The organism is Bradyrhizobium sp. CCGUVB14 (assembly GCF_024199935.1).
Taxonomy (GTDB): domain Bacteria; phylum Pseudomonadota; class Alphaproteobacteria; order Rhizobiales; family Xanthobacteraceae; genus Bradyrhizobium.
Map to the genome: position 1 here is coordinate 5,900,500 of NZ_JANADS010000001.1, position 26,210 is coordinate 5,926,709.

The following is a 26,210-nucleotide window of genomic DNA, read 5'->3' on the forward strand; positions in this document are numbered from 1 at the left end:
GGCGGTGCTGCAATGCCTGCCGACCAGGACAGTCGCGGAACTCCGCGAGCCTTGACTTGGATCAGTACTGCCGACGGTCAGAGTGCCACCGGTGTGTTGGGCCAACGTGGAGGAAGCCACAATGCGCAAATTGGCTTTGACGATTTTGACAGTAGGTATCGCCCTGACAGCGGGGCACGCCCAGGCTCAAAGATATGATCCGGCTTTTCCCGTCTGCTTGTCCGTCGTCTCTTTCGGAACCAGCCCATACTACAGATGCAGCTATACGACGATGGACCAATGCAGGGCGTCGGCCAACGGTCAGATGTGCGTCCTCAATCCGTATTACGTTGGTACGAAGGCCAGAGGGAGCAATCGGCGCAATTCCCGCCAAACATACGCGCCGCCCAGGCCGCCGATCCACTCCCGGGCTGTGCCGTACAATCAATACAATGAACCCTATTATGGAGCTTCCCAAGGTTACGCACCGGGCGAGAAAGAGCGATTTCTCCAAAGCGTGAGACAATACATGTGAAGATGACGGGCCGACCGTGTTCGCGCGCGCATGTCACCTGGGCTGGGGGGCACTGTCTCGAAACGTCCGTCATTCCGAGCGGGTATGCCCCCCGCAGAGCTACCGCATCATCATCCGAGCGATCGCCTCGCCTATCACCACCGTCGTGAAGTGGGTGTTGGCACGGCAGTCGGACGGCATGATGGAGGCATCGGCGACGCGCAGGCCCGAGATGCCCTTCACGGTGCCATCAGGATTGACCACGCCATCGGCATCGTTGACGCCGGTCATGCGGCAACTGCCGGCGGCGTGCTGGATGTCGCCGGTTTCGCGGCGCAACAGCGCGTCGAGTTCATGATCCGGCAGCGCCGCCGCCTGCGGCAGCGTCAGATCGGTGTCGGCCAGCCTGATCCAGTCGGCGATACCGGCAAGCGCGGGCTGGGAGGTGATCACGGCCAGCCGTTTCACCGCATCCATCATGCGCTGCATGTCGCGGGGATCGGCAAGCATGTTCTCCTCGACGATGGGATCGACGGACGGATCGGTGGAGGCGAGCTTGAGCGTGCCGCGCGAATAGGCGTTGAACAGCCCGGCACCGATCGCGCCGGGCACGCCGATGCCGCGATGGTTGAACGCGATCAGGATCATGTCGCGCTTGCCGCCATTGGCAAGACCGGACGAATAGGTCACGCAGCAATTGGTGTGGCGGGTGTCGGGATCGGTGGGCCGCAGGTTTTCCTGCAGCTGGATCGTCGCGCGGAACAGCGGATGATCGAAGAAGTGGCGGCCGACCGGCAGGTCGCGCGCGACCGCGATCCCCATCGCCTTCAGCTCGTCGGCCGGCCCAATGCCCGAGCGCAGCAGGATCGCCGGGCTGTGGATGGCGCCGGCGCAAAGCACGATCTGGCGCGCGCTGATGTCGCTGGTGCCCTGCCCCTCGGTGTGAACGCGCAGACCCGTCGCACGGCCGTCGCTGATCAGAACGCGATCGACCAGCGTCTTGCCGCGGATCTCCAGATTGGCGCGGCCGCGCGCAGGCTCCAGATAGCCCTCATTGGTGGTGATGCGGCGACTGTCGCGGCTGTTGATGGGATAGCAGGCGACGCCCTCGCCGTCAGGGCCGTTGAGATCGGCGCACCAGGGATAGCCGCTTGCCAGCGCCGCATCGCGCAAGCCGCGATCGATCGGGCCCCATTTCTCCGGCGGCGCACGATAGACCGGCAACGGTCCGCCGCGGCCGTGACCTGCGGCATCGCCGAATTCGAGATCGTCCTCGATCACCGAGAACAGCGGCATCACCTCCCTGGCCGACCAGCCGGTGCAGCCATTGGCGGCCCATTCGTCGAACGCATCAGCGACGCCGCGAATGGCGATCTGGCCGTTCATCATCGACGAGCCGCCGAGCCCCTTGCCGCGCCAGTAGAAGCGCGGCTCCTGCCCCGCCACACGGCGCGTCAGGAGATCAGGCCACTGCCATTTCTCCTGATACTCGCGCTTGTGAATGATCGGGATCGGGTTTGGCGTCCTCACCTCCCAGGGCGCTTCATCAGCACGCCAGTCGAGGCCAGCCTCTAACAGCAGCACGCGACGTGCGGGATCCTCGGAGAGCCTCGCGGCCACGGCGGCGCCAGCCGAGCCGCCGCCGACAACAATGACATCGTACATCGCGTTACTTCTCAACGTTCCAGAACACCGGGATGGCGGACGGTATCAGACCGCGCAGAGTGGCGCGATAGGCGGCGGGCTGCGCGAACTGGCCCCACGGAATCGCGGGCGCCTGATCGTACATGACGCTCTGGATCTCGCCGGCAACTGCCTTGCGATCCGCTTCGGCAGGCGCTTTCGCAAAGGCTTCCATCAGCGGCGTGATGCGCGGATCGCACTGCCAGCCGGTGAAGTCGACGCAGTTGAAGGCGACCATAACGTTGGTCAGCGGCGAGCCGAGGTCAAAACCGCCGGCGTGAACGCCGTAGACGCTCCAGCCTTCCTTCTTGGCACGGCGCGCCAGCACGCTCGCCCAGTCCATCACCTGGAGATCGACGTTGAAGCCCGCCGCCTTCAGCCGCTCGGCCAACACCTGCGCCGACACGCGCGGGGCCTCGAGATCGTTGGCCTCCATCACGACCACCGGCTCGCCGGCATATTTCGTCGCCTTCAGCGCCACCTTCGCCGCTTCGATCGAGGGATTTGCCGCAGCCTCAATGCCGGCCTTGCTCTCATAGGCGGTGCCGCAAGTGAAGAACGTCGCACAAGGCGTGGCGTATTTGGCATCGAGCCCGAGCGCATCGAGCACCTCGCGCTGATCGACCAGCTTCCACAGCACGCGTCGGATCGCGGGATCGTCGAACGGTTTTGATGCGGCATTGAGGCGATAGGCGCCCGCGAACATGTTGCCGCCGGTGAAATTGACGACCTTCACGCGTGAGTTCTTCTCGAGCTGAGGCAGCAGATCGAACGGCGCATATTGCATGAAGTCGATTTCGCCGGCTTGCAGCGCGGACGCCGCCGTCGAGCCATCCGGAATAACGCGGATCTCGAGCGTGTCGATGTTGACGCGCTTGCCGCCGGCAAGGAAATCGGCGGGCTCAGGGCGCGGCACGTAGTCGGCGAATTTCTTCAGGATCATGCGGTCGCCGGTACGGTGATCGGCCTTGCTGTAGACAAACGGGCCGGAGCCGATGATCTCGGTGATGCGCTGATCGCCGGGCGTTTTCGCGATGCGCTCGGGCATCATGAAGGCGACGGGGCTGACGGGATTGCCGAGCGCGTCGATGACGAGCCCGGATGGCTCCTTCAGCGTCAGCACGAAGGTTTTTGCATCCGTCGGCTCCAGCGAAGCCGAGATCGCAAAAATGCGGCGGCCGAGCGCGCTGCGGGTGCCCCAGCGGCGCAGCGACGCGACGCAATCGGCCGCGGTGACTGGTTGGCCGTCATGCCATTTCAGGCCGTCACGCAGCGTGAATGTATAAGTCAAGCCGTCCGCGGAGACCTTCCAGTCCTGCACCATCTGCGGCTTGACGTCGCCCTTGGAGTCCTTCGCGAACAGCGTGTCGAACACCATGTAGCCGAAGGTGCGCGAAATATAGGCCGTGGAGAAATGCGGATCGAGCGTGACGATCTCCGCTTCAAGCACCGCGACGAGATTTCCTGCCGCGTGCACGGGCGCCGCAACGAGCGCCAGGCCGAACAGCGCCGGAATGAAGGACTTCAGTTTGAACATTGGTTTCTTTTTGCCTTTTGACTGACACGTTTGCAGTCATCTGGAAAAAGCAATGTTCGTGCCCATACGTATGCGCTCGTGGCTATCTGCCACGCGTTTGCGGAGATGCGCACTTTGAGTTGGAGCGCGATGCTCTCGCATCCCGTCATTGCGAGCGCAGCGAAGCAATCCAGTCTGCCGCCGCGGAAAAAGCCTGGATTGCTTCGCTGCGCTCGCAATGACGATGTGGAGGCAGCGCACCGCTCCACATTGTCATCTGCAGCGAGAGCCTACCCCTACTCGATCACCTTGCCGAACTTGTTCGACTTCGGGAATCCCTTCGGCGGCAGGCGGCCGGCGTCGGCGCGGGTGCCTTGCCACTCGGCAAGCTCCTTCATGGTCGCGGAGAATTCGCGACCGGCGGAATCCTTCCAGGTCAGGCCAGCCTTGGCCTCGAAGACGGCTACGTCCGACAGGCCGCCGTCCTTGTACTTCTGCAGGCGCACGCCGCGGCCGCGCGCCATCTCCGGCACCTGGTCGAGCGGGAAGATCAGCATCTTGCGATTGTCGCCAATGACAGCAACGGTGTCGCCGAGCACCTCGGTCACCGTGCGCGCCTCGTTCGGCATGTCAACGTTGAGGATCTGCTTGCCCTTCTTGGTGGTGCCAACGCAGTCGTCCTCGTTGACGACAAAGCCCTGGCCTTCACTGCTTGCGACCAGGAATTTGCGACCACCCTTGTTGACGAACAGAGCAACGGGCGCCGCTTCCTGTTCGAGTTCGATGAACAGGCGGATCGGCTCACCATGACCGCGACCGCCCGGGAGCTTCGCGACATCGAGCGAGTAAAACTTGCCGTTGGTGGCGAACAACAAGAGCTTCGAGGTCGTCTCCGCGAAGAACGCGAAGCCGAGCTTGTCGTCCTGCTTGAAGGCCAGCCCCGAGAGATCCTCGACATGGCCCTTCATGGTGCGGATCCAGCCCTTGTCGGAGACGACCACCGTCACCGGCTCGCGCTCGACGAGGGCCTCCTCCATCGCGGCGAGATCGTGCTCGGGCGCATCGGCGAAGGTGGTGCGGCGCTTGCCGAGCGGCGTCTTCGGTCCGAACATGTCGCGGACCTTGCCGACCTGCTCGCCGACCTTCTTCCACTGCTCGGGTTCCGAGGCGAGCACCGCGTTGATGCCCTTGAGCTCGGCGCGGAGGTTCTTGTCCTCGGTGCGGATCTCCATCTCTTCGAGCTTGCGCAAGGAGCGCAGGCGCATGTTGAGGATGGCTTCGGCCTGCACCTCGGTGAGCTTGAACGCCTTCATCAAGGCCGGCTTTGGCTCATCCTCGGTCCGGATAATCCTGATCACCTCGTCGAGATTCAGATAGGCGACCAGCAGGCCGCCGAGGACTTCCAGCCGGTGCTCGATCTGCGCCTTGCGGAAGTTGGTCCGCCGGATCAAGACATCGCGCAGATGGTCGAGCCACTCGCGCAGGCACTCCGCGAGCCCCACCACCTTGGGGATGCGGCCCTTGATCAACACGTTGAGGTTCAGCGGAATCTTGTTTTCGAGCTCGGTGAGCCGGAACAGCGATTCCATCATCAGGGCCGGGTCGACGTTCTTCGACTTCGGCTCGATCACGATACGGACGTCTTCGGCCGACTCGTCCCTGATGTCGCCGACCAGCGGCAGCTTCTTCTGGTCCAGCAGCTCGGCGACCTTCTCGATCAGCCGCGACTTCTGCACCAGGAAGGGAATCTCGGTGACGACGACGACCCAGGTGCCACGTGCGCCCTCTTCGTGCGACCACCTGGCGCGGACTCGGAACGAGCCGCGGCCGGTCGTGTAGGCTTCAGCGATGGCCTGCTTGGAATCAACGCAGATGCCGCCGGTCGGGAAATCGGGTCCCTTGACCCACTTCATCAGCGCCTTGGACTTCGCGTCGGGCTTCTCGATCAGATGCAGCGCGGCGTCACAGAGTTCGGCGGCGTTGTGCGGCGGGATCGAGGTCGCCATGCCGACCGCGATGCCCTGCGCACCATTGGCGAGCAGGTTCGGGAAGCCGCCGGGCAGCACGACCGGCTCTTTCGACTGGCCGTCGTAATTGGCGCGGAACTCGACGCCGTCCTCGTCGATGCCCTCGAGCAGAAGCCGCGCGACATCGGTCATGCGCGCTTCGGTGTAGCGGTAGGCGGCCGGATTATCGCCGTCGATATTGCCGAAATTGCCCTGGCCGTCGACCAGCGGATAGCGTGAGGAGAAATCCTGCGCGAGACGCACCATGGCGTCGTAGATCGCCTGATCGCCATGCGGATGGAACGAGCCCATCACGTCGCCGACGATCTTGGCGGACTTCTTGAAGGCCGTGCCGGGGTCGAGCCTGAGCAGGCGCATGCCGTAGAGGATGCGCCGATGGACCGGCTTCAGGCCGTCGCGCGCGTCGGGCAGCGCGCGATGCATGATGGTGGAGAGCGCATACGCGAGATAGCGCTCTTCCAGCGCGTCACGCAGCGGCACCTCATGAATTTCAGCCGGTTCTTCCGGAGGAACGATTCGTTTTCCCATGCCGCCCGGTTAAACCGTGGAAGCGAATCGGGCAAGGATGGATTGTTCCCTGTGGGCTGGCTACTGCCCTCCCCACCCGGCCGTTATGGTTGGCTGGACCTTGGTCGGGGCCGTCGCCGGCATATTGGCGACACAGCGGCGGGCGGCCTCGATTTCGGCTTCGGTGGCGCCGTGGGAGCGTGCCCATGTCTCTGCGGCCGCAGCGGAATATTTCGCCACATAGTACCGGACGACGGTACAGGAGGCCCGGCGAAACACGCCAGGTTGCGGCTCGCCGGCCGTTGCGTCAGGCACAAAAGCAAGCAGCGCCGCGGTCAGCGCAAAACCCCTGATCAACATTTGGGCTGTCCCCGTTGTGGAACCAGCCCGGCCAACGCAGCCAGCCGGACTTGGTTCCCAAGGGAACTTCATATTTTTCCGGCGATGCTGCGGCGCGATCAGCTCATGATGCTGGTCTTGTTGCCTTTTTTGGGTGCAGAAATCTTTAGGGTGCAGGAAGCGCCGCCCTGGCCTGCTGCCGCGTCAGGGCATTGATGAACCCGGCGCGCGCATCGGAATGGACCTGCCCCCGCGGCTCCAGCACATGGCGCAGCAGGAACAGGCCGGTCAGCCGAAAGCCGTCCTGGAGATCCTCGTCGGTGAGGTCGCTCGCGGCTTCGCCATGGCGCAGGAATGGCGGCAGCCGCAACAACCGATCGCGCCACGGCTCGCCCGCGCCGCGCGACACCGCGCCGCCGGATTTGGGCGATACGTAGATCAGATCTGTCGTCTCCCCCGTCACCGCGCAGTTTTCGAGCGCCAGCCCGAAGCCGAGCTCGGAGAGCATCGCCAGCTCGAAATGGATGAGGTGCACGGCAGCGCTGCCGATGTCGTCGAAATCGTCGAGCGAATGCTCGAGCAGCGAGAAGATCTCCTCGTGCGGATCCCGTTCGGGAAGAAGCCGTGCAATCGAGGCCAGATGGGTGACGCCATAGACGCCATGGGACGAGCCCAGCAGCGTTGCCGCCCGCAGCTTCAATCCCTCGATCGCGTAGGTGCCGAGATGCTCGTCGAGCCGCGCCCGCCACACCGCGCTGACGCTGTTGCCGGGCTGAAGCAGCGGCCGCAGCCGCGAGCTGGCACCGCCGCGCACGAGACCGAGATGCCGGCCGTGCTGGCGCGTCAGCAGTTCGACGATGGCGCTACTCTCGCCATGCCGCCGCACGCCCAGCACGATGCCTTCGTCGGTCCATTCCATGGGAGGAAGTCTAGCGGATTTCGAGGTGCCGTAGGGTGGGCAAAGCGAAGCGTGCCCACGATTTTGATCGTCACGCGTTGAACCAGCCCTGCGCGTCGCCCGTGAACGAGAAGTACAGCCCGAACATCGTCAACACGCAGGAGACGATCTCGATGACACTGTCGAGCTCGAGGCCCTTTTCGCCGATGATCTGACCGAGCGAGATCACGGACAGAACCAGCGCAGCCGCCAGCACCCAGCGCGGCCAGTTCTTGCGCCAATGGGCAGCCAGCCAGACGAAATAGACCAGCAGCAGGATCATCCCGCCGGCGAGCAGCGTTGCCGTCATGATCATCTGGTCGGTCATCTCGATGGTGGGCGTGCGGTCCTGCACCGCCACCGACACTGCATCCAGCATCAGCGATGCATAGAGCAACGCTTCAAAGCGCCGGACGTTCGTAGGCACGCTCATCAAATACCGATCTTTTCTTGCTTATTCCTTGGGAAATTCCAGGCCCATCTCGCGGTAACGATCGGGATCGTCACCCCAGTTCTCGCGCACCTTCACGAACAGAAACAGGTGCACCGGCACGCCGAGGATCTCGGCGAGCTCTTTGCGCGAGTCTGCGCCGATCGACTTGATGCTGGCGCCGCCCTTGCCGAGCACGATCTTGCGCTGGCTTTCGCGCTCCACGAAGATCGTCTGCTCGATGCGCACCGACTTGTCCTTGCGCTCCTCCCACTTGTCGGTCTCGACCGTGGACTGGTAGGGCAGTTCCTGGTGCAGCTTGCGATAGATCTTTTCGCGGGTGATCTCGGCCGCCAGATGTCGCATCGGCGCATCCGACATCTGGTCCTCGGGATAGAGGAACGGACCCGGCGCCACCATCTCGGCAAGCGTGCTGCGAATGTCGTCGACACCATCGCCCGAAATCGCCGAGACCATGAAGGTCTTGGTGAAGGGCATGCGCTCGTTGGCGGCCTGCGCCAGCGCCAGCAGCTTCTCGCGCTGGACCAGGTCGACCTTGTTGATCACCAGAATCTTGTCGTGATTGACGCTCGCTACCTTGGTGAGGATCGCCTCGGCCTCCTCGTCGATACCGCTCTTGGCATCGAGCAGCACGCAGACGAGGTCGGCATCATGCGCCCCGCTCCAGGCGGTCGAGACCATGGCGCGGTCGAGCCTGCGCTTGGGCAGGAAGATGCCGGGCGTGTCGACCAGGATGATCTGCGCGTTGTTCTCGATCACGATGCCGCGGATCAGTGCGCGCGTGGTCTGCACCTTGCGCGAGACGATCGTGACCTTGGCCCCGACCAGCGCATTGACCAGCGTGGACTTGCCGACGTTGGGCGCGCCGATCAGCGCGACAAAACCGCAGCGCGTCGTGGCAGGCGTCTCGCCGCTTGTTTCAGCCGTCATTGCCGCCGCCAACACCTTCACGTTCAATCATCACCGAAGCAGCCACCTTCTCGGCCGCGCGCTTGCTGCCGCCGATGCCTTCGGCCGGGGCGAGCCCTGGCAGGTCGACGGCAACGCGGAACTGCGGATCGTGGTGCGGGCCGGTGCGCTCGACCTCGCGATAGACAGGCGTCGGCAGCCCCTTCCCCTGCGCCCATTCCTGCAACACGGTCTTGGGATCGCGCAGCGGCCGCCGCGGCTTGTGCATGCGCTCGGTCCAGTTGCGCTTGACGAACTCGTCCGCCGCTGCATGGCCGCCGTCGAGGAAGATCGCGCCGATCACGGCTTCGCAGATGTCGCCGAGGATGGACTTGCGCAGGCGCGCATCGGCGCTGGAGCCGACCGAACCGAGCTTGATGTCGTCGAGCAGACCGAGCGACTTGGCGACGTCGGCGCAGCTTTCCTTGCGCACGAGCTCGGCAAGCCGCTTGGACAACTCGCCCTCATCGGCATTCGGGAAGGCATGATAGAGCATGTCGGAGACGACGAGCCCGAGCACGTGGTCGCCGAGGAACTCCAGCCGCTGATAGCTATCGCCGCGCTTGCGTCCGGACTTCAGCGCCGAAACGTGCGTGATCGCCTGCATCAGCAGGTTCGGATCAGCGAAGCTGTGGCCGATGCGCGCCTCGAGCGCCGCATTCGCGTCGGCGGCCGCCTTGGCCTTGTCCTTGGCCTTGCTGCTCCGCGTCCGCTTCTTCGCAGGCGTCTTGGTTTCAGCAGCTTTGGTTTCAGCAGTCTTGGTATCAGGCGTCTTGGTCGCAAGCGTCTTTGTTGCAGCTTCGCCCTCAGGAGCGGCTTGCGCCTCGATTGGTTGGGTCGCGATGTCCTTGGCTTCGTCTTTCATCGGACGATTTTGAAGAACCGATTCCAGCGCACCGCCCAGGGCCAGCGCCAGAACATCCAGGCATGCTCGCCTTCGGCGATCGAGAAGAAGATCATCTGGGCGCGGCCGATCAAATTCTCCTGCGGCACGTAGCCGACCTGACCGAGGAAACGGCTATCGGTGGAGTTGTCGCGGTTGTCGCCCATCATGAAGAAATGGCCGGGCGGCACGGTGTAGACGTTGGTGTTGTCCATGTAGCCGTTGTCGGCGCAATCGAGCGTCTCGTAGGAGACACCGTTCGGCAGCGTCTCCTTCCAGCGCTTCACGCGCGAGATGCCGCCGCCTTCGGAGCCGCAGGGATCCTCGCCGACATACTCGCTCATGCGCTGGCGCTCGACCGGGGTGTCGTTGATGTAGAGCAGACCGTCCTTCATCTGGATGTGGTCGCCGGGCAAGCCGATCACGCGCTTGATGTAATCGGTGGTGTCGTCCTTCGGCAGCCGGAACACGACGATGTCGCCGCGGTTCGGATCCGAGCCCCAGATCCGTCCCGAGAACAGCGGCGGCGAGAACGGGATCGAGTAGTGGCTGTAGCCGTAGGAATATTTCGAGACGAACAGGTAATCGCCGACCAGCAGCGTGGCCTTCATCGAGCCGGACGGGATGTTGAACGGCTGGAACAGGAAGGTGCGGATCACCAGCGCGATCAGGAGAGCATGGATTACGACCCGGATCGTTTCGCCGACGCCGCTTTCAGTTTTCGTTCCCGAAGTCACGCTCATTGCTCTCTCAATTCCGGCCGGCGATCACAGAACGCCCTCCTCCCGCGAACGGCCCACCGGTTCGCGGTCCAAGGAGATTGTCCTGATTCTGATAGTGAGGGCCAATTCCGGCGTAAAGCCGAATTCGCCCAGCCTGATTTGCGTCCGCGGACTTTTAGACGGTTGCCGCAGGCCACGCAATCAAGGATCGCATCAAAAACCCGTAAGGCGTTGAATTTCAACACGAATTATAAAATCGCCACCCCACCCAAGAGGAATCGGTCAGGGCTTGGCCAGCGGCACGGCGGAAATGATCACGAAGGCCTGCGCCAACGGCCAGTCGTCGGTGATCGACAGATCGATCTGGGCCTCGAATCCCTCCGGCGTCAGGGCCTGGAGCCGGGCCAGCGCCCCTCCGGTCAGCCGCATCGACGGCCGGCCCCCGGGCAGGTTGACGACCCCCATGTCGCGCCACCAGACGCCCTGCCTGATGCCGGTGCCGAGCGCCTTGGAGCAGGCTTCCTTGGCAGCAAAACGCTTGGCGTAGGTCGCCACCACCATCTTCTCGTTCTTGGCCCGCCGCTCCGCCTTGGCCCGCTCGGCCGCGGTGAAGATGCGGTCGAGGAAGCGCTCGCCGTGGCGCTCCATCACCTTGCCGACGCGGGTGATGTCGATGAGGTCGGAGCCGATGCCGATGATCATGCCCGGCTCCGTCCGACATCCATCGCCGCGCGCATCTTGCGCACCGTCTCGCCGAGACCAACGAAGAGCGCCTCGCCGATCATGTAGTAGCCGATGTTGAGCTCCATGATTTCAGGCAGCGCGGCAATCGTCTCGGCGGTCGCGTAGTCCAACCCGTGGCCGGCATGGACCTCGAGCCCGGCGTCCTTGGCGACCTTCACGCCCGCCACGATCCGCCGCCATTCGGCCTCGGCCTTGTCGGCGTGGCCGTCGACCACGGCGTCGCACCAGGCGCCGGTGTGGATCTCGATCACGGGCGCGCGCAGCCGCGCCGCCATCGCGATTTGCGCGGGGTCCGCAGCGATGAACAGCGAGACACGGATGCCGGCATCGTTGAGCCGCGCGATATAGGGCGCAAGCGCATTGTGCTGGCCGACAACGTCCAACCCGCCTTCGGTCGTCACCTCCTGGCGCCGCTCCGGCACCAGGCACACCGCATGCGGCTTGGTGGCGAGCGAGATGCGCATCATGTCGTCGGTCGCCGCCATCTCGAAATTCAGCGGCTTGGAGATCTCCGCCTTCAGCCGCGCCATGTCCTCGTCGCGGATATGGCGGCGGTCTTCGCGCAGATGCGCGGTGATGCCGTCGGCGCCGGCCTCGATCGCAAGCAGCGCCGCGCGGACCGGATCGGGATGGCGGCCGCCGCGTGCGTTACGGACGGTCGCGACGTGGTCGATATTGACGCCGAGGCGGAGCGGAGGTGCGGGCATTTCAGGACTCACGAGATCGGAGGAACAGGCGACGACAGAGGCCTATCCATTAACACGTTCGACACGGGCGACGACCGCCTTGGCGCGCAGCTGGGCCAGGATCGCGCTCAAATGCTTGAGATCGTAAACTTCGAGATCGATCGTCGTCTCCGTGAAGTCGGGCGAGCGGCGCTGCATGCTGATATTGTCGATATTGCCGTCGTGCTCGGCGATCACGGTCGCGATCTGCGCCAGCGCGCCGGGTTCGTTAACGTTCTCGACCTTGATGCGCGCCGGGAAGCGTTGCGGGGCGGAATCCTCGATGTCCCAGCGGGCGTCGAGCCAGCGCTCCGGCTCCTCCTCGAAATCCTTCAGCGCCGGCGACTGGATCGGATAGATCGTGATCCCCTCGCCCGGCGTGACGATGCCGACGATGCGATCGCCGGGCACGGCGCCGCCGTTCGGCGCGAACTTCACCGGCAGGTCGGAATTGTTTCCGCCAATAGGGATCGCAACCGGGCTGCGCGACGGCTCCAGCGACTTCTCCTTGAGCTTGGCGGCAAGCCCCTGCCCCTTCTTGACGCCGTAGCGCGCAACGCGCTCCTCCTTGTAGTCGGGATACATCGCGCGCGCGACGTGGGACGCCTTGATCTCGCCCCGGCCGACCGCCGCCATGACGTCCTCGATCGAGGTGCGCGCCAGCCGCGGCAGCGCGCCCTTGAGCTTGTCGTCGGCATATTCGATCTTGGCGCGCTCGAACAGGCGCTCGACGATGCGCCGGCCGAGGCCGACATATTGATCGCGCACGGCGGTGCGGGTGGCACGGCGGATCGCAGCGCGCGCCTTGCCGGTGACCGCGAGCGTCTCCCAGGCCGAGGGCGGCGCTGACTGCGCTTCCGAGGTCAGCACCTCGACCTCATCGCCGTTCTGGAGCTCGGACGACAGCGGCGCGAACTGGCCGTTGATCTTGCAGCCGACCGCGCTGTTGCCGACGTCGGTATGCACGGCATAGGCGAAGTCGATCACATTGGCGTGGCGCGGCAGCGCGATCAGCTTGCCCTTCGGAGTGAAGCAGAACACCTGGTCGTGGAACAGCTCGAGCTTGGTGTGCTCGAGGAATTCCTCGGGGTTGGCGCTCTCCGAGAGGATGCCGATGGTATGGCGCAGCCAGGCGAACGCGGTGGACTCGCGCTTGAGGAACTCGGTCGGCGAGCCCACGCCTTCTTTGTAAAACACGTGCGCGGCGATGCCACGCTCGGCGATCTGGTCCATCGCCTCGGTGCGGATCTGGAGCTCGACGCGCTGGTTGCCGGGGCCGATCACGGTGGTGTGGATCGAGCGGTAGTCGTTCTGCTTCGGCGTCGAGATGTAGTCCTTGAAACGCCCCGGCACGACCGGCCAGGTGGTGTGGACGATGCCGAGCGCGCGATAGCAGGCCTCGATGTCGTTGACGACGACACGGAAGCCGAAAATGTCGGACAGCTGCTCGAAGCCGACCGACTTCCGCTCCATCTTGGTCCAGATCGAAAACGGCTTCTTGCTGCGGCCATAGACCCGCGCACCAAGGCCCTTGTGGCGCAGATTGTTGGAAAGCTGCGCCTCGATCTCGCCGATCAGATTGCGATTGCGTTCGGCGAGCGCGTCGAGCCGCTGCATCACCACCGAATAAGCATCAGGATCGAGGGTGCGGAAGGACAGATCCTCGAGCTCCTCGCGCATCTGCTGCATGCCCATGCGTCCGGCCAACGGCGCATAGATGTCGAGCGTCTCCTCGGCAATGCGCCGGCGCGATTCGGTCGGCACGAAGTCGAGCGTGCGCATGTTGTGCAGGCGGTCGGCGAGCTTGACCAAGAGCACGCGAACATCGTCGGCAATGGCCAGCAACAATTTGCGCAGGTTCTCGGCCTGCTTCGCCTCGCGCGACACCAGCTCGAGTCGCTTCAGCTTGGTCAGGCCCTCGACCAGCGCGCCGATCTCGGGGCCGAACAGCTGGTCGATCTCCGCCCGCGTCGCCTCGGTGTCCTCGATCGTGTCGTGCAGCAGCGCGGCGACGATGGTGGCGTCGTCGAGCTTGAGGTCGGTGAGAATCGCCGCCACTTCGAGCGGGTGTGAGAAATACGGATCGCCCGAAGCGCGCGTCTGCGAGCCGTGCGCCTTCATGGCGTAGACATAGGCGCGGTTCAGCAGGTCTTCGTCGGTGTTGGGATTGTAGGATCGCACGCGTTCGACGAGGTCATATTGACGCATCATCCGCGCGCGCGGCTTCGCTGGCCGTGCCACCGGCGCAGTCGGGGCCACGGCAACCGATTCGGTTGCGCCCTGCATCTGCGTGGATCTGCGGCGTCGATACACCATTCCGTCCTGCCTTCAAACGGACCACGAAACGGCCCGTTGTATACATCCTAAGCTCCGATCGCGGGCGCGGCCGATCAATTCGATGACAGGCACACGGTGCAAACCGGCAACGCTATGGTAACCACGAAAACGCCAACAAAAGCAAAGGCCCGAACGCGGGTTCGGGCCTTTGATAAGATCACAAGAAGTCGACGATCGCGAGTAAGACGATTACTCGTCCTCCTCGGGCTGCTCTTCCGGCGGCGCGAGGCCTTCGAGGCCCTTCAGGAGCTCCTCTTCGGTCATGCGCTCAACAGCAACTTCGGTATCGTCGGCATCGACGCTGGCGCCGGCGGAACCGATCAACGGCACCGTATCCGGCTCGGGCTCGTCCACCTCGACGAACTTCTGGAGGGAGTGCACCAGCTCCTCGCGGAGATCCTCCGGCGAGATGGTCTCGTCGGCAATTTCGCGCAAAGATACAACAGGGTTCTTGTCGTTATCGCGGTCAACCGTTAGTTGTGAACCGGACGAAATCATGCGGGCACGGTGGGCGGCCAGCAGGACCAGGTCAAACCGGTTGTCGACCTTGTCGATACAATCTTCTACGGTGACGCGAGCCATAGACTGTCGCTCCGTTGTGGGTGGGACGAAATATGTGGATGATCGGGGCTAGTTATAGGGGCCGGGGCGGTTTCGCAAGGCAAATTTGTGATTTGGCCTCGCCAAACGCCTCTGATACCTCCACATTGGGGCTGGGACGGGTGGTTTCCCGGGTTGCCATTGAGGGCAGCGCCGGGTGTAGGAAAGTCCGCCATAACTATACCTTGATTGCCCCGACTTCTCCGGATTTGCGGTTTCGACGGGTTTCGGCAGCACTTTGAACTGCGCGGTAGGCTGCCGTCGCGCCAACAATAAAACGATCAATCACGAACACACTACGCGAGCAAACTGAATGTCACCTTCCCCTACCAACAAGATCGCGCTCTTCATCGACGGGGCCAATCTTTACGCAACGGCGAAAACTCTAGGCTTCGACATCGATTACAAGCGCCTTCTGAAGGAATTTCAGAGCCGGGGGACGCTGCTGCGGGCGTTCTACTACACCGCGATCATCGAGGATCAGGAATATTCGTCGATCCGTCCCCTGATCGACTGGCTCGACTACAACGGCTACACCGTCGTCACCAAGGCGACCAAGGAATTCATCGACGCCTCCGGCCGCCGCAAGGTCAAGGGCAACATGGACATCGAGCTCGCGGTCGATGCCATGGAGCTCGCCGAGCACATCGACCAGATGGTGCTGTTCTCGGGCGACGGCGACTTCCGCTCGCTGGTCGAGGCCGTGCAGCGCCGCGGCGTGCGGGTGACCGTGGTCTCCACCATCGCCAGCCAGCCGCCGATGATCGCCGACGAGCTGCGCCGCCAGGCCGACGTCTTCACCGATCTCGTCGAGTTGCAGTCCAAGCTTGGCCGCGACCCGTCCGAGCGCCCCGCCCCGCGTGATCGCGGCGAGCGCGAGGCACGCCACCACGCCCCGCAGTTCCTCCAGCGCGCGACCACGATGGCGCCGAGGGGCGATGACGACTTCGAGGAGTGAGGCGGCCCGGTCCAGCCGCCAGGCCCCCACCCTCGTTCCCGACCGTGACTGCCCGCTCTGTCCGCGCCTGGTCGCCTTTCGCGAGGCGAACCGCGCGCGCGAGCCGCTGTGGCACAACGCGCCGGTGCCGCCGTTCGGCGATATCAAGGCGCGCCTGTTGATCGTCGGCCTTGCACCGGGAATGCAGGGCGCCAACCGCACCGGCCGCCCGTTCACCGGCGATTATGCGGGCGACCTGCTCTACGCCACGCTGCTCGAATACGGTTTCGCCAAGGGCACCTATCAGGCGCGTCCCGACGACGGGCTGAAGCTTGTCGACTGCCGGATCGCCAATGCCGTGCATTGCGTTCCGCCACAGAACAAGCCGCTGCCGATCGAGATCAACACCTGTCGCCCGTTTCTCGTCGCCAACCTCGAGACGATGCCGAACTTGCGCGCGATCGTGGCGCTCGGACGCATTGCGCACGACACTGTGCTCAAGCCGCTGAAGCTGAAGGCCTCGCAAGCGCCCTTCGGCCACGGCGCCGAGCACCAGGCAGGCCGGTTCAAGCTCTACGACAGCTATCACTGCTCCCGCTACAACACGAACACGGGCGTGCTGACGACGGACATGTTCCGCAGCGTGTTCGCGAAGATAAAGGCCGACCTCGACTAGGTCTTTGCCGGAGTCTTTGCGGGATTGGCCTTCAGCCAGTCCAGCACATCGCCGGCGTTCCGATCGGGAGGGAACACCGGATAGAACACATGCGTGATCCTGGCGTCGTCGACGATCAGCGCGAGGCGCTTGATCAGCGTCAGGCCGGCGACCTCCATGGTCGGCAGATTCAGCGCGCGCGTGAGCGCAAGCTTCTCGTCCGAGAGCACCGGGAACGGCAGATGCAGCCGCGACGCCATCTCGGTCTGATAGGCGTTGCTCTGGGTCGAAAGGCCGTACACCTGGCCGGCGCCCGCGGCTTTCAGATCGGCAAACAGGTCGCGAAACGCACACGTCTGCGGCGTGCAGCCTCGCGCACCCGGGATCATGTCCCAATCGTCGACCAGCGCGATCTTGCCGGGCTCGCCGGTGCGCGGATAGGCGAACACCACGGTGCGGCCCGGAAGCGCCGACAGATCGACCGAATTGTCATCGGTCGCTCGCAGGCCGATCGCAGGCAGCGTCAGCCCCTTCAGATGCGCGGCACCGCCATCGTCGGCGGGTGCCGGGATCTGGCTCCAGTCGACCTCGAGCAGGTTTTTCTGAGACATCCCGTCCTCTACCCCCTCGCCCGCATCAGCCGGCCCTTCTCCCGGCTCCAGTCGCGCTTCTTCTCGCTCTCGCGCTTGTCGTGCAGCTTCTTGCCCTTTGCTACCGCGAGCTGCAGCTTGGCCCGCCCGCGCTCATTGAAATAGAGCTTGAGCGGGATCAGCGTCATGCCTTCACGGTCGACCGCGCCCATCAGCTTGTTGATCTGCCGTCGGTGCAGCAGCAGCTTTCGCGGCCGCTTGGGCTCGTGGTTGAAGCGGTTGCCCTGGAGATATTCGGGAATGGTGGCGTTGATCAGCCAGATCTCGCCGTCCTTGGAATCGGCGTAGGACTCCGCAATCGTGCTCTTGCCGTTGCGGATCGACTTCACCTCGGTTCCGGTCAGCGCAATGCCCGCCTCGATCGTATCCTCGATCGCATAGTTGAAGCGGGCCTTGCGATTTTCCGCCATGACCTTGATAGGACGTTCGTTCTTATCGGCCATGGCACAGAAACCTGATCGAGATACGCAGCGACGCTAACAGATTGGATGAAGCGCGCGCGTCACTTCTTGAGGAGATCGCGGATCTCGGTCAGCAGCGCGACTTCGGCCGACGGCTTCGCCGGCTCCGCGGGCTTGACCTCTTCCTTGCGCTTGAACTGGTTCATGGTGCGGATGACCATGAACAGCACGAAGGCGACGATGGCAAAGTTCACGACCAACGTGAAGAAGCTGCCGTAAGCCAACACGGCCCCCTGCTTCTTGGCATCGGCGAGATTGTGCTCCGTGACCTTGCTCGAGAGTCCGACGAAATAATTGGAGAAATCCAGGCCGCCGGTGATCGCGCCTATGATCGGCATGATGATGTCGTTGACCATCGACGTCACGATGGCGCCGAAGGCGGCGCCGATGATGACCGCAACGGCGAGATCGACGACATTGCCTTTCATTGCGAAATCGCGAAATTCCTTGAGCATGCGCATCCCCTATGTTTCGACGCCTTGCATTGAATTCGCTACGGCAGCCCCCGATGGCCTCAGTTGATCAGTCCGGCGTGCACCATGGCGCTGCGCACGGCAACGCGCGTCGGTTCGGACACCGGCACCATCGGCAGCCGCAGCGTCTCGTCGAACTTGCCGAGCAGCGACATCGCGTACTTGATCGGCGCCGGATTGCTCTCGATGAAAAGGTTGTTATGCAGCGGCATCAGCTTGTCATGGATCGCGAGCGCCGCCTTGGCGTCGCCCTTCTGCCAGGCGGCGTGGAACTCGGCGCACAGACGCGGCGCGACGTTCGAGGTCACCGAGATGCAGCCGTGGCCGCCATGCGCCATGTAGCCGATGATGGTGGCGTCTTCGCCAGAGAGCTGGTTGAAATCCTCGCCGAGTGCCGCGCGCTGTTGCGACACGCGCACCATGCTGGCGGTGGCGTCCTTGACGCCGGCAATGTTCTTCAGCTCCCACAGACGCTTCATGGTGTCGACCGACATGTCGATCACCGAGCGCGGCGGGATGTTGTAGATGATGATCGGAATCCCGATCGCATCGTTGATCGCCTTGAAGTGCTGATACATGCCTTCCTGGGTCGGCTTGTTGTAGTAAGGCGTCACCACCAGCACGGCGTTGGCGCCCGCCTTCTCGGCGTGCTGGGCCAGCTCGACTGCTTCCTTGGTGGAGTTGGAGCCGGCGCCGGCAATCACGGGCACCCGGCCCTTGGCTTCCTCGATGCACCATTCGACGACCTTCTTGTGCTCGTCGTGGGAAAGCGTCGGGCTCTCGCCGGTGGTGCCGACGGGGACCAGGCCGTTGGTGCCCTCGGAGATCTGCCAGTTGACCAGGGAGCGGAACGCCGCTTCGTCCAGCGAGCCGTTTTTGAAGGGCGTGACCAAGGCGGTGAACGACCCCCGGAATTTCGTCTTGGCTGCCATGGACTTCCTCCGTACGCGGCGAGATTTTAGAGCAAGCCCCATTCTTATCGGGTCTATCCGGCCGGTAAAAGACCTGCTGCCGACTGACGCACCGTTTAGGCCGCGATTTTGCCGCGGTAGTGGTGCAAACCGGGCGAAGGTAAGCGGCTGTTGGTATTTTGTCCGCATATTCAATCAAATACAGCCAGATCTTGTACAGACAGGTCTTGAGCCAATTGACTGATTCGGGGCGACGAACCTCCGTGACCTCCTTTCCGCGTGCCGCATGGCGATCCGCCGGTCTGGCCATAGGCCTGATGGCCGGCCTGTCGATCGGCTGCGTCGCCCTCGCCAAGTCGAATGAGACCGCCGACGACACCGCGAAGGAACCGGCCAAGCAGGCCGCCACGGGAACTAATAAGGGAACTGACAAGGGAACTGCGAAGCCGGCTGCCAAACCGCCCGCGAAGGACGCTTCGAAGCGATCGGCCAAGGAAACAGCCAAGGGCGCAAGCAAGGGAGCAGCGGCGCCCGCCCCGGCCAAGAATGGCGCGACGGAAGCGGCGAAGAAATCCGCCAAGGATTCCGGGAAGGATGCTGGCAAGACCGCCAGCAAGGATGCCGCGAAGGACAAGCCGAAGCCCGCCGCTGCAGCCACCGCGCCCAAATCACGTCCAGCCGCCAGTGCTCCCGCCTCCCACGCCGCGCCGGCGGTGACGGCCACCGTCAGACCTTCCGGGCCCGCCCCCGCCTCCGCGAGACCGGTCGCAGCGCCGGTGCTGGCACCGGCGACCCGCCAGCACGCCGCCCCGCGCAAGCCGGTGACGCCGGCCGCCGTTGCGGCGACATCGTCGACGTCGCAAGCCGATAAGGACACGCTGGAAAACGTCATTGAGCTCGTGCGCAAGCGCAAGCCGGGCGATGCCAGCAGTTACGCGGATTCGATTTCGGACCCCGTTGCGCGAAAGCTCGCGGAATGGATCATCCTGCGCAGCGAGGACAATGGCGCGAGCGTTGAGCGCTACCGCGCCTTCCTCTCGGCCAATCCGAGCTGGCCGTCGCAGACCTTCCTGCGCCGGCGCCTGGAGGCCGCGATGTGGGACGACAGGCGCGACGATTCCGTCGGCTGGTCGTGGTTCGAGAACGAATCCCCCGTTTCGGCCAAGGGCCGCTTCGTGCTGGCCAAGGCGATGCTGGCACGCGGCGACCGCGCCAATGCCGAGCGCCTCGTGCGCGAAGCCTGGCGCAGCGATCCGATGTCGGAGGATACCGAGAACAACGCGCTCGACCAGTTCGGCGCCCTGCTCACGCCGGGCGACCAGAAGGCGCGGATGGACACGCTGCTCTATGGCAGCGAGACCGAGGCAGCACTGCGCGCCGCGAGGCGCCTTGGCGCCGGCTATGTCGCGCTCGCCAAGGCCCGCATCGCCTCCTTCAAGAAGGCGCCGAACACGCGCGCTCTGCTCGAAGAGGTGCCGCGCGAGCTGCACAGCGATCCCGGTTTCATCTTCAGCAAGATCCAGCTGCTGCGCCGCGAAGAGAAGTTTCCTGAGGCGGCCCAGCTCATGCTGGCGGCGCCGAAGGATCCGAACCGGCTCTACAATCTCGACGAATGGTGGATCGAGCGGCGCCTCCTGGCGCGCAAGATGATCGACACCGAGGACTTCCGCAGCGCCTATCTGATCGCACGCGACGCGGCGCTCCCCTCACGCGACATCTACAAGACCGAGCAGGAATTCACGGCGGGCTGGATCGCGCTGCGCTTCCTCAATGATCCCGCGGCAGCCGCCCAGCACTTTGCCCGCATCGGCGTCGGCAGCGTCAATCCGACCACGCTGGCGCGTGCCGGTTACTGGCAGGGCCGCGCCGCGGAAGCCGCGGGCCGCCAGCAGGAGGCGCGCAACGCCTATGCCCGCGCCGCCGAGCAGTCGACGAGCTATTACGGCCAGCTCGCGCGTGCAAAGCTCGGCTTGCCGCAGATCGAGCTGAACAGCCAGCCACGCGGCCGCGGCGCCGAACGGCTGGAGATCGTGCGCGCGGCGCAACTGCTTTACGAACTCGACGAGCGCGAGATGGCGGTGCCGATGCTTGCCGATATGGGCGAGAACGGCGATCCCGAGGCGCTCACCGGCCTCGGCGAGCTCACCCAGCGCTACAGCGACGCGCGTGGCATGCTGCTGGTCGGCAAGGCCGCGCTCAACCGCGGCCTGCCGTTCGACTTCTACGCCTACCCCGTCAACGGCATTCCGCAGTTCACGCAGATCGGTCCCGAGGTCGAGCGCAGCATCGTCTACGCGATCGCGCGGCAGGAAAGCGCGTTCAATCCGGCCGTGGTCTCGCCCGCGCAGGCCTACGGCCTGATGCAGGTGACACCGGACGCCGCGCGTTACGTCTGCAAACGGCACGGCGCGACCTATGACCTGTCGCGGCTGAGGAACGATTCGTCCTACAACGCCACGCTCGGGGCAGCGGAGCTCGGCGGCCTGCTCGAGGATTATCGCGGCTCCTACATCATGACCTTTGCGGCCTACAACGCGGGCCGCGGCAGCGTGAAGAAATGGATCGACCGTTACGGTGACCCGCGCGAATCCAAGATCGACGCGGTCGACTGGGTCGAGCTGATCCCGTTCTCCGAAACACGCAATTACGTGCAGCGGATCATGGAGAACCTCCAAGTCTACCGCGCTCGCTTTGGCGGTGGCACGCGGCTCCAGATCGAGGCCGATTTGCGCCGCGGCGCCGGCAGCGTGGAATAACCGGCCTTCTCTCTCGCGCGTAAGAGGCTGCTCCCGCGACAACGGACGTGCGCCTCGCTCAGGCCGAAACGATCGTCGCCTTCGCAGCAACGAGGGTGAAGACCCGTGCCGCCGCACTCTTACCGCGCCTTAGCCTCCAGGCCTGCGAGCTCTCCAGAACGATCTCGAGATTCTCATCCTCGGACCGGCGCCGCCCGCCGGCTCGTGTCCGCCATGTCGAGCCGCTCGACTTGGGCTCTCTTGTTCGGTGTTTGAACCCGCTCGCTTGACTGACGCCGCGAGCCCACAATGGTGCCGGTTGATGGACCACGCTTGAAGGATAGACCTTCAGGCTTCCGAAACTCGCTCGACGACAGGCGAGTGTCGGACCAGGCTCTGCCCCAGGCACGCCACATCGCCCAACAGAAAAAGCCCCCGGCGGTTTCCCGCCGGGGGCTCTCTACCGATCGTTAGATCGATATTAGAAGGTGCGCTGAGCGCGGAGCAGCAGGGTCAGGGAGTTCTGATCCTTCAGCTCGTACGTCGCAGCCGGCTTCGCGAAGGCCGAGATGGCCGGGATCGCGATCGTGCCCGAGTACTTCTGATCCAGGCGCGACCAGCTCAGGTCAGCCGTGAAGGCCAGGTTCTTGACCGGGGTCCACACGGTGTTGACGCCGATAACGCCGAAGTTGAAGTCGGGGTTACAGGTTGCGGTGGCGGCACCGTAAGCGGCAACGAAGTTGGCGCAGATCAGAGCCTTGCCCGTATCACCGTACTTCAGCTGAGCGTAGCCACCGTAAATGGCGCTCGCCCAGTAGGGGCTCCAGTTGTGGGTGTAGCCACCACGAACGCCCCAGGTCTTGACGGTATCGATACCGGTACCGGCACCGAAGACGCCATCAGCAAGACCCGCGAAACCGAGGCTCTGATAGGCGCCGACGCCCGAGCCGCTGTACATCGAGAACTGCTGCGGGAACAGAACCTGGAAGTTCTGGCGCGTGTCGCCATCGGTGTAGACGGCCTGCAAGTTGATCGAGTCACCCGCACCAGTCGGGATGTTCTTGATCGACAACGAACCCTGGACAGCCCAACCCCACTTGTCGGAGGGATGACCGGTCGGTTCGGTGGTGCCGTAGTAGCCGGGATGCAGGTCATGCGCGGCGACCGAAATCTGGGCAAGACCCCAGGCCTGGTCAACACGAACAGCACCGACGATGTCGGGCGAGCGCGTGCCACCCCAAGCGTTGACACCGTACTGGCCCTGGACCAGCGCGTTGCCAGCGTTCGTAGCAGCCGAGGTCGTCACGATCGCGCCAGCGCCGCTAACAGCACTGGAGGCCACGAAGCCGTTGACGTTCCACAGGTTGCCCGCACCGTTGGACTGGGTGTCGGGGCTTTCCAACGCCAGCGAACCGGTGATGCCCTGACCGAAGTCCGCGGTGTAGGCGAACTGGTTGATACCGGTCACGTGGTTGGAGCCGCCCGGAATGGTGTCGGGACCGCCAGCCGGATAGCTGTTCCACGGAGCGTCGAAGATCGAGACGGTACGGCCCATGGTGAACCCAGCGAACTGGATGAACGCATGGTAGAGGCCGAGGCCGGGGTTGGTGCCGTTGAACGTCGCCGGGCTGCTGCCGGTGACCTGGCTCGTATCATAGCTGAAGATCATGTCAGCGTAGGTACGGACAACGCCGTATTCAGTCGCCGTGCGGGTATCGACGTTGAGGTCCATACGAGCGCGGGTGTAGTAGTAGTTCGTCAGACGGTTGTTCGAACCACCGTTCGCGGTCGACTGGCTGTTGTTGAAGCCGTAGTCGTTGGCGCCACCGGCAACCATGTCAGCACGGACGTAACCACCCAGCTTGATGCAGGTGTCGGTGCCCGGGATGTAGTAGAAACCCGCACCATACAGGGAGCAGATCTTCACGTATTCGACCGCCTTGGCCTTCACGGGGAGATCGGCTGCCTGAGCTCCGCCCACGGCGATCAGACCCGCCGCTGAGCCGAGCAAAAGGCTCTTAACCAACTTCATGTTAAACCTCCAAGTTGCTCTTCAGGGAAGGTCACTGACCCGAATGGCCAATTCCCCAACCCCCTTTAAATCCCCGCCTTGGTCACCTTCGCGTCTTCGGACACACCCGCATGAACGCGAGGGACTTAAGCGAAAGACCTAAACGGGACGACCTTGGGATGCCCCCCTCCGTCGCCCGATCACAATTACCGAACGTCCTTGCACACACAACAAGAGAACGCTCCGAAACGGCCCTACGACGTGTGTTTTCCGATGGGTGTTGCACAAATAACACGCAGATGTGATCGGAAGGCGCCTGCAACATATTGTTTTTACTATATTTTTTTGAGCGGTTCCATTTGCCGCCGAAATTCCCGATCCGAGGACGCGCGCGTCGGCTTACACACAGAGGCGGCTCTGACGCGCGCGAATCGTGGAATCGGGGCGCAGACTCAGGGGATGTGTAACGCGCCGTAACTCTCGGTGATCCCCGGCAGTTCAGCCCACTTTATGGTGCTGAAGTCACTTGGCCGATTGGGGAATCGGGCCGGCATCCCCGCTGGCGAAGACCAAAGGTTCGCCGTCGATGCCTTATATAAGTGACGAACGGCGCGGCGAGCCGGCCCCTTGCCTCGCAGCGCCGGCCGCCGCAGGAAACTTCGAGTGAATTCAATTGCTTGATGGCGCAGACGCGGCGTCGCCCGCCGACGCTGTCTCTGTCACCCCTGCTCAACGCTTTGGTCCTGCCCCCGCTCTTCCGGCGTGAAGTGTCTCGACCGGAAAGCAAACCATCGTTATCGGCGCGCAGCGCTGCGGAAATCGTTGGGAATTCGAGCAAAAACACACGCTTCGAAATTGACCGGCCCAAGCAATTAGATGCATAAGGCTCGCACCGGAGAGGTGGCCGAGTGGCTGAAGGCAACGCTTTGCTAAAGCGTCATACGGTCTCAAGCTGTATCGAGGGTTCGAATCCCTCCCTCTCCGCCACCCAGCAGAATCCAGATCCATTCATCTGAAAGCGATCGTCGCACGGCTGCGACAGCCTGGCGCAAGGCTTCGCGCAGCCGAGCCCAGCCCGATTCGCGCGCTCCTTATATATGTGTGCCCGCGCCTAGACGCCGGATCGCCAGATCCGCCAATGCGAGGGTGATATCAGCACGGCCTCGCCGGCCCAGACATAGAACCAGACGCCGGCCCTGCGCCGACACGGAAAGGTCAGCGGAAGAATGCCGGTCTTGTGCGGCCGTCCGAGTTCCAGATCGCAATCGTCGGGCGCGATCTGAATCGGCAGCCATTCGTCGTGCTTGTCGATGTCGCTCATGCCGCGGGTCTAGGCGGCGGCGCGACTCATTGGCTTGATCCAGCGCAATCGCGTCGACCCATGAAAACACGGGCCAGTTGCGCGATTAGATTGGCCCCAGTGCCCGCTCAGTGCGCGGACACCCACGCCCTCGCGTCACGCTGCGCGGCCGAGATCTCGGACTCCGACATCTGGCCGGCCACTTCCTGGCGCAGCGCGACGGCGTCCTTGCGGCCCTTCAGCGCAGCGAGGTTGAACCATTTGTGCGCGGCGACGAGGTCGACCAGGCCCGAGCGGCCGCTCGCCCAATAGATCCCACGCTCGAACAGAACGTCCGACAGCGCGCTTGCATCGATCGGCGTTGCCGCATCGAGATCGAAAGTACCCTGAAACATAACGCATCCCCTTTTTTCTTATGCCGCCTCGTTCCCCCGAGCGCGGCTCCCGTCCAACTCTGATTTGCCTGACCCCTTCTGGGATCGTGCGCTGTTCAACTCTTCCCCAATGCCGTTTGCCGGCTTGTTGGAGGCGATGATGGCGGGCAAATTTGAATGGCAGTTTAAGTATCGCGATGAAGCAGACGTAAACGGAAGCGCCTGCCGCGCGCGCAGGGAATTCAAGAAGTCCCTGATTTGCAGGCACTTCTGCGATTCGTCAGATTTGGTTTACCGTGCGATTTTTGGACATCGATAACCATCGCGCGCAGTGGCGCGTGTCCTGTGGTTACAATTTGTGGGAGCGGCGGCGCTGGCGTGACCGCAGCCGTCTGTCGTTCCCCGCGCAGGCGGGGTGATCCAAGCGGACTCCTACAAGGACTATGAGGCGCTGCGCCGGATCGGGCAGCTCCATGACGTAAAGGCCGCCATCACCGGCATGGCGGCTAACGGCGTGTGGCAGCTCGCCTGGAACACGCCGCCCCGATCCTCGCCGATCTCAAGAATGGTTCGAGGTGCAGCAGCGGCCGCTTTCCTCGAAGACCGCGCTCTACAAGGCGATTGGATATGCGGTGACGCCTTGGGATTCGCTCATCCTCCACGTCGCCGGCGGGCACGTCAGCATCGACAACAATTTGGCCGAACGGTCCCTGCGCGGGATCGCGCTCACCAGAAAGAATTTCCTGCTCCTGGCTCCGAGGGCGATGGCGATCGGACGGCCGTCCTGTACA

The 26,210-nt window shown here is 63.7% G+C and carries 24 protein-coding genes, 1 tRNA gene and 1 pseudogene; 6 read left to right on the plus strand and 20 right to left on the minus strand.

Annotated features, from left to right (window positions below; translation table 11 throughout):
- The first annotated feature begins 121 nt into the window (after nucleotides 1-121).
- Nucleotides 122-514: a DUF3551 domain-containing protein gene (locus NLM32_RS46145; protein ID WP_309144862.1), complete on the plus strand. Its 393-nt coding sequence runs from the start codon at nucleotides 122-124 to the stop codon at nucleotides 512-514.
- A gap of 99 nt (nucleotides 515-613) precedes the next feature.
- Here the strand turns inward: NLM32_RS46145 and NLM32_RS27585 are convergent, their stop codons facing one another.
- The 13 genes from NLM32_RS27585 to rpoZ all read right to left on the minus strand — a co-directional run bounded on the left by NLM32_RS27585 (nucleotide 614) and on the right by rpoZ (nucleotide 14,894).
- A complete protein-coding gene (locus NLM32_RS27585; protein ID WP_254131961.1) occupies nucleotides 614-2,158 on the minus strand; it encodes a GMC family oxidoreductase in 1,545 nt (514 codons plus the stop codon).
- A gap of 4 nt (nucleotides 2,159-2,162) precedes the next feature.
- Nucleotides 2,163-3,713, minus strand: coding sequence for an ABC transporter substrate-binding protein (locus NLM32_RS27590; RefSeq protein ID WP_254131962.1), 1,551 nt, complete (start codon nucleotides 3,711-3,713; stop codon nucleotides 2,163-2,165).
- Between the two features lie 275 nt (nucleotides 3,714-3,988).
- Nucleotides 3,989-6,247 (minus strand): DNA topoisomerase IV subunit A, encoded by a 2,259-nt coding sequence (gene parC / locus NLM32_RS27595; protein WP_254131963.1) that lies wholly within the window; start codon nucleotides 6,245-6,247, stop codon nucleotides 3,989-3,991.
- A 60-nt stretch (nucleotides 6,248-6,307) separates the two neighbouring features.
- Complete coding sequence (locus NLM32_RS27600; RefSeq protein ID WP_254131964.1) at nucleotides 6,308-6,586, minus strand: hypothetical protein; 279 nt, start codon at nucleotides 6,584-6,586, stop codon at nucleotides 6,308-6,310.
- Nucleotides 6,587-6,731: 145 nt separating this feature from the next.
- The gene (gene recO, locus NLM32_RS27605; protein WP_254131965.1) at nucleotides 6,732-7,484 is read right to left on the minus strand and encodes a DNA repair protein RecO; all 753 of its coding nucleotides are present in this window, start codon (nucleotides 7,482-7,484) and stop codon (nucleotides 6,732-6,734) included.
- A gap of 70 nt (nucleotides 7,485-7,554) precedes the next feature.
- Nucleotides 7,555-7,935 (minus strand): hypothetical protein, encoded by a 381-nt coding sequence (locus NLM32_RS27610; RefSeq protein WP_254131966.1) that lies wholly within the window; start codon nucleotides 7,933-7,935, stop codon nucleotides 7,555-7,557.
- Nucleotides 7,936-7,956: 21 nt separating this feature from the next.
- Nucleotides 7,957-8,883, minus strand: coding sequence for a GTPase Era (gene era, locus NLM32_RS27615; RefSeq protein ID WP_254131967.1), 927 nt, complete (start codon nucleotides 8,881-8,883; stop codon nucleotides 7,957-7,959).
- Nucleotides 8,873-9,766, minus strand: coding sequence for a ribonuclease III (gene rnc / locus NLM32_RS27620; RefSeq protein ID WP_254131968.1), 894 nt, complete (start codon nucleotides 9,764-9,766; stop codon nucleotides 8,873-8,875). Before rnc ends, era begins: the two co-directional genes overlap by 11 nt.
- A complete protein-coding gene (lepB, locus tag NLM32_RS27625) occupies nucleotides 9,763-10,527 on the minus strand; it encodes a signal peptidase I (RefSeq protein ID WP_254131969.1) in 765 nt (254 codons plus the stop codon). Before lepB ends, rnc begins: the two co-directional genes overlap by 4 nt.
- A gap of 261 nt (nucleotides 10,528-10,788) precedes the next feature.
- Entirely contained in the window at nucleotides 10,789-11,208 is a 420-nt protein-coding gene (gene acpS, locus NLM32_RS27630; RefSeq protein ID WP_254131970.1) for a holo-ACP synthase, read from the minus strand.
- Nucleotides 11,205-11,957, minus strand: a complete 753-nt coding sequence (locus tag NLM32_RS27635) for a pyridoxine 5'-phosphate synthase (protein ID WP_254131971.1) — start codon at nucleotides 11,955-11,957, stop codon at nucleotides 11,205-11,207. Before NLM32_RS27635 ends, acpS begins: the two co-directional genes overlap by 4 nt.
- 42 nt (nucleotides 11,958-11,999) lie before the next feature.
- Complete coding sequence (locus tag NLM32_RS27640) at nucleotides 12,000-14,291, minus strand: bifunctional (p)ppGpp synthetase/guanosine-3',5'-bis(diphosphate) 3'-pyrophosphohydrolase (RefSeq protein ID WP_254131972.1); 2,292 nt, start codon at nucleotides 14,289-14,291, stop codon at nucleotides 12,000-12,002.
- Between the two features lie 210 nt (nucleotides 14,292-14,501).
- Complete coding sequence (gene rpoZ / locus NLM32_RS27645) at nucleotides 14,502-14,894, minus strand: DNA-directed RNA polymerase subunit omega (protein WP_014494742.1); 393 nt, start codon at nucleotides 14,892-14,894, stop codon at nucleotides 14,502-14,504.
- A 331-nt stretch (nucleotides 14,895-15,225) separates the two neighbouring features.
- On the opposite strand from rpoZ, the gene NLM32_RS27650 reads away from it, so the two are divergent.
- Together NLM32_RS27650 and NLM32_RS27655 are read left to right on the plus strand one after the other, a co-directional pair.
- Nucleotides 15,226-15,870 (plus strand): NYN domain-containing protein, encoded by a 645-nt coding sequence (locus tag NLM32_RS27650; protein WP_011087827.1) that lies wholly within the window; start codon nucleotides 15,226-15,228, stop codon nucleotides 15,868-15,870.
- Nucleotides 15,851-16,525 (plus strand): uracil-DNA glycosylase, encoded by a 675-nt coding sequence (locus NLM32_RS27655; protein WP_254131973.1) that lies wholly within the window; start codon nucleotides 15,851-15,853, stop codon nucleotides 16,523-16,525. Before NLM32_RS27650 ends, NLM32_RS27655 begins: the two co-directional genes overlap by 20 nt.
- Here the strand turns inward: NLM32_RS27655 and NLM32_RS27660 are convergent.
- The 4 genes from NLM32_RS27660 to dapA are packed head-to-tail and all read right to left on the minus strand — an operon-like array spanning nucleotide 16,522 to nucleotide 19,020.
- Nucleotides 16,522-17,115: a peroxiredoxin gene (locus NLM32_RS27660; protein WP_254131974.1), complete on the minus strand. Its 594-nt coding sequence runs from the start codon at nucleotides 17,113-17,115 to the stop codon at nucleotides 16,522-16,524. The two genes, NLM32_RS27655 and NLM32_RS27660, sit on opposite strands and share 4 nt — an antisense overlap.
- An 8-nt stretch (nucleotides 17,116-17,123) precedes the next feature.
- The gene (gene smpB, locus NLM32_RS27665; RefSeq protein ID WP_035709956.1) at nucleotides 17,124-17,597 is read right to left on the minus strand and encodes an SsrA-binding protein SmpB; all 474 of its coding nucleotides are present in this window, start codon (nucleotides 17,595-17,597) and stop codon (nucleotides 17,124-17,126) included.
- Nucleotides 17,598-17,656: 59 nt separating this feature from the next.
- Complete coding sequence (gene mscL, locus NLM32_RS27670; RefSeq protein WP_254131975.1) at nucleotides 17,657-18,070, minus strand: large conductance mechanosensitive channel protein MscL; 414 nt, start codon at nucleotides 18,068-18,070, stop codon at nucleotides 17,657-17,659.
- Nucleotides 18,071-18,129: 59 nt separating this feature from the next.
- On the minus strand, nucleotides 18,130-19,020 hold the full coding sequence (gene dapA, locus NLM32_RS27675; RefSeq protein WP_254131976.1) for a 4-hydroxy-tetrahydrodipicolinate synthase: 891 nt from the start codon (nucleotides 19,018-19,020) through the stop codon (nucleotides 18,130-18,132).
- A 296-nt stretch (nucleotides 19,021-19,316) separates the two neighbouring features.
- Here dapA and NLM32_RS27680 point away from each other — a divergent pair, with 296 nt between their 5' ends.
- A complete protein-coding gene (locus tag NLM32_RS27680; RefSeq protein WP_254135434.1) occupies nucleotides 19,317-21,755 on the plus strand; it encodes a lytic transglycosylase domain-containing protein in 2,439 nt (812 codons plus the stop codon).
- 460 nt (nucleotides 21,756-22,215) lie between these two features.
- On the opposite strand, the gene NLM32_RS27685 is transcribed toward NLM32_RS27680, so the two are convergent.
- Nucleotides 22,216-23,766 carry a porin gene (locus NLM32_RS27685; protein ID WP_254131977.1) on the minus strand — a complete coding sequence of 517 codons (1,551 nt, stop codon included), beginning with the start codon at nucleotides 23,764-23,766 and terminating at the stop codon, nucleotides 22,216-22,218.
- Between the two features lie 873 nt (nucleotides 23,767-24,639).
- Here NLM32_RS27685 and NLM32_RS27690 point away from each other — a divergent pair.
- Nucleotides 24,640-24,732 (plus strand) — tRNA-Ser (locus tag NLM32_RS27690).
- Nucleotides 24,733-24,856: 124 nt separating this feature from the next.
- Here the strand turns inward: NLM32_RS27690 and NLM32_RS27695 are convergent.
- Nucleotides 24,857-25,066, minus strand: a complete 210-nt coding sequence (locus NLM32_RS27695; protein ID WP_254131978.1) for a hypothetical protein — start codon at nucleotides 25,064-25,066, stop codon at nucleotides 24,857-24,859.
- Nucleotides 25,067-25,173: 107 nt separating this feature from the next.
- On the minus strand, nucleotides 25,174-25,440 hold the full coding sequence (locus NLM32_RS27700) for a hypothetical protein (RefSeq protein ID WP_234678771.1): 267 nt from the start codon (nucleotides 25,438-25,440) through the stop codon (nucleotides 25,174-25,176).
- A gap of 554 nt (nucleotides 25,441-25,994) precedes the next feature.
- On the opposite strand from NLM32_RS27700, the pseudogene NLM32_RS46395 reads away from it, so the two are divergent.
- Nucleotides 25,995-26,111 (plus strand): annotated as a pseudogene (locus NLM32_RS46395) (hypothetical protein); the annotation flags it as partial.
- Nucleotides 26,112-26,210 lie beyond the last annotated feature (99 nt).

Coding starts and splice junctions, on each gene's coding strand:
- NLM32_RS27700 (WP_234678771.1), bottom strand. CDS start 25,440: ATGTTTCAGGGTACTTTCGATCTCGATGCGGCAACGCCGATCGATGCA.
- lepB (WP_254131969.1), bottom strand. CDS start 10,527: ATGAGCGTGACTTCGGGAACGAAAACTGAAAGCGGCGTCGGCGAAACG.
- parC (WP_254131963.1), bottom strand. CDS start 6,247: ATGGGAAAACGAATCGTTCCTCCGGAAGAACCGGCTGAAATTCATGAG.
- NLM32_RS27600 (WP_254131964.1), bottom strand. CDS start 6,586: ATGTTGATCAGGGGTTTTGCGCTGACCGCGGCGCTGCTTGCTTTTGTG.
- NLM32_RS27650 (WP_011087827.1), top strand. CDS start 15,226: ATGTCACCTTCCCCTACCAACAAGATCGCGCTCTTCATCGACGGGGCC.
- rnc (WP_254131968.1), bottom strand. CDS start 9,766: ATGAAAGACGAAGCCAAGGACATCGCGACCCAACCAATCGAGGCGCAA.
- dapA (WP_254131976.1), bottom strand. CDS start 19,020: ATGGCAGCCAAGACGAAATTCCGGGGGTCGTTCACCGCCTTGGTCACG.
- recO (WP_254131965.1), bottom strand. CDS start 7,484: ATGGAATGGACCGACGAAGGCATCGTGCTGGGCGTGCGGCGGCATGGC.
- NLM32_RS27610 (WP_254131966.1), bottom strand. CDS start 7,935: ATGAGCGTGCCTACGAACGTCCGGCGCTTTGAAGCGTTGCTCTATGCA.
- NLM32_RS27635 (WP_254131971.1), bottom strand. CDS start 11,957: ATGCCCGCACCTCCGCTCCGCCTCGGCGTCAATATCGACCACGTCGCG.
- NLM32_RS27590 (WP_254131962.1), bottom strand. CDS start 3,713: ATGTTCAAACTGAAGTCCTTCATTCCGGCGCTGTTCGGCCTGGCGCTC.
- smpB (WP_035709956.1), bottom strand. CDS start 17,597: ATGGCCGATAAGAACGAACGTCCTATCAAGGTCATGGCGGAAAATCGC.
- NLM32_RS27640 (WP_254131972.1), bottom strand. CDS start 14,291: ATGGTGTATCGACGCCGCAGATCCACGCAGATGCAGGGCGCAACCGAA.
- rpoZ (WP_014494742.1), bottom strand. CDS start 14,894: ATGGCTCGCGTCACCGTAGAAGATTGTATCGACAAGGTCGACAACCGG.
- NLM32_RS27685 (WP_254131977.1), bottom strand. CDS start 23,766: ATGAAGTTGGTTAAGAGCCTTTTGCTCGGCTCAGCGGCGGGTCTGATC.
- era (WP_254131967.1), bottom strand. CDS start 8,883: ATGACGGCTGAAACAAGCGGCGAGACGCCTGCCACGACGCGCTGCGGT.
- NLM32_RS27680 (WP_254135434.1), top strand. CDS start 19,317: ATGGCCGGCCTGTCGATCGGCTGCGTCGCCCTCGCCAAGTCGAATGAG.
- NLM32_RS46145 (WP_309144862.1), top strand. CDS start 122: ATGCGCAAATTGGCTTTGACGATTTTGACAGTAGGTATCGCCCTGACA.
- mscL (WP_254131975.1), bottom strand. CDS start 18,070: ATGCTCAAGGAATTTCGCGATTTCGCAATGAAAGGCAATGTCGTCGAT.
- NLM32_RS27660 (WP_254131974.1), bottom strand. CDS start 17,115: ATGTCTCAGAAAAACCTGCTCGAGGTCGACTGGAGCCAGATCCCGGCA.
- NLM32_RS27695 (WP_254131978.1), bottom strand. CDS start 25,066: ATGAGCGACATCGACAAGCACGACGAATGGCTGCCGATTCAGATCGCG.
- NLM32_RS27585 (WP_254131961.1), bottom strand. CDS start 2,158: ATGTACGATGTCATTGTTGTCGGCGGCGGCTCGGCTGGCGCCGCCGTG.
- NLM32_RS27655 (WP_254131973.1), top strand. CDS start 15,851: ATGACGACTTCGAGGAGTGAGGCGGCCCGGTCCAGCCGCCAGGCCCCC.
- acpS (WP_254131970.1), bottom strand. CDS start 11,208: ATGATCATCGGCATCGGCTCCGACCTCATCGACATCACCCGCGTCGGC.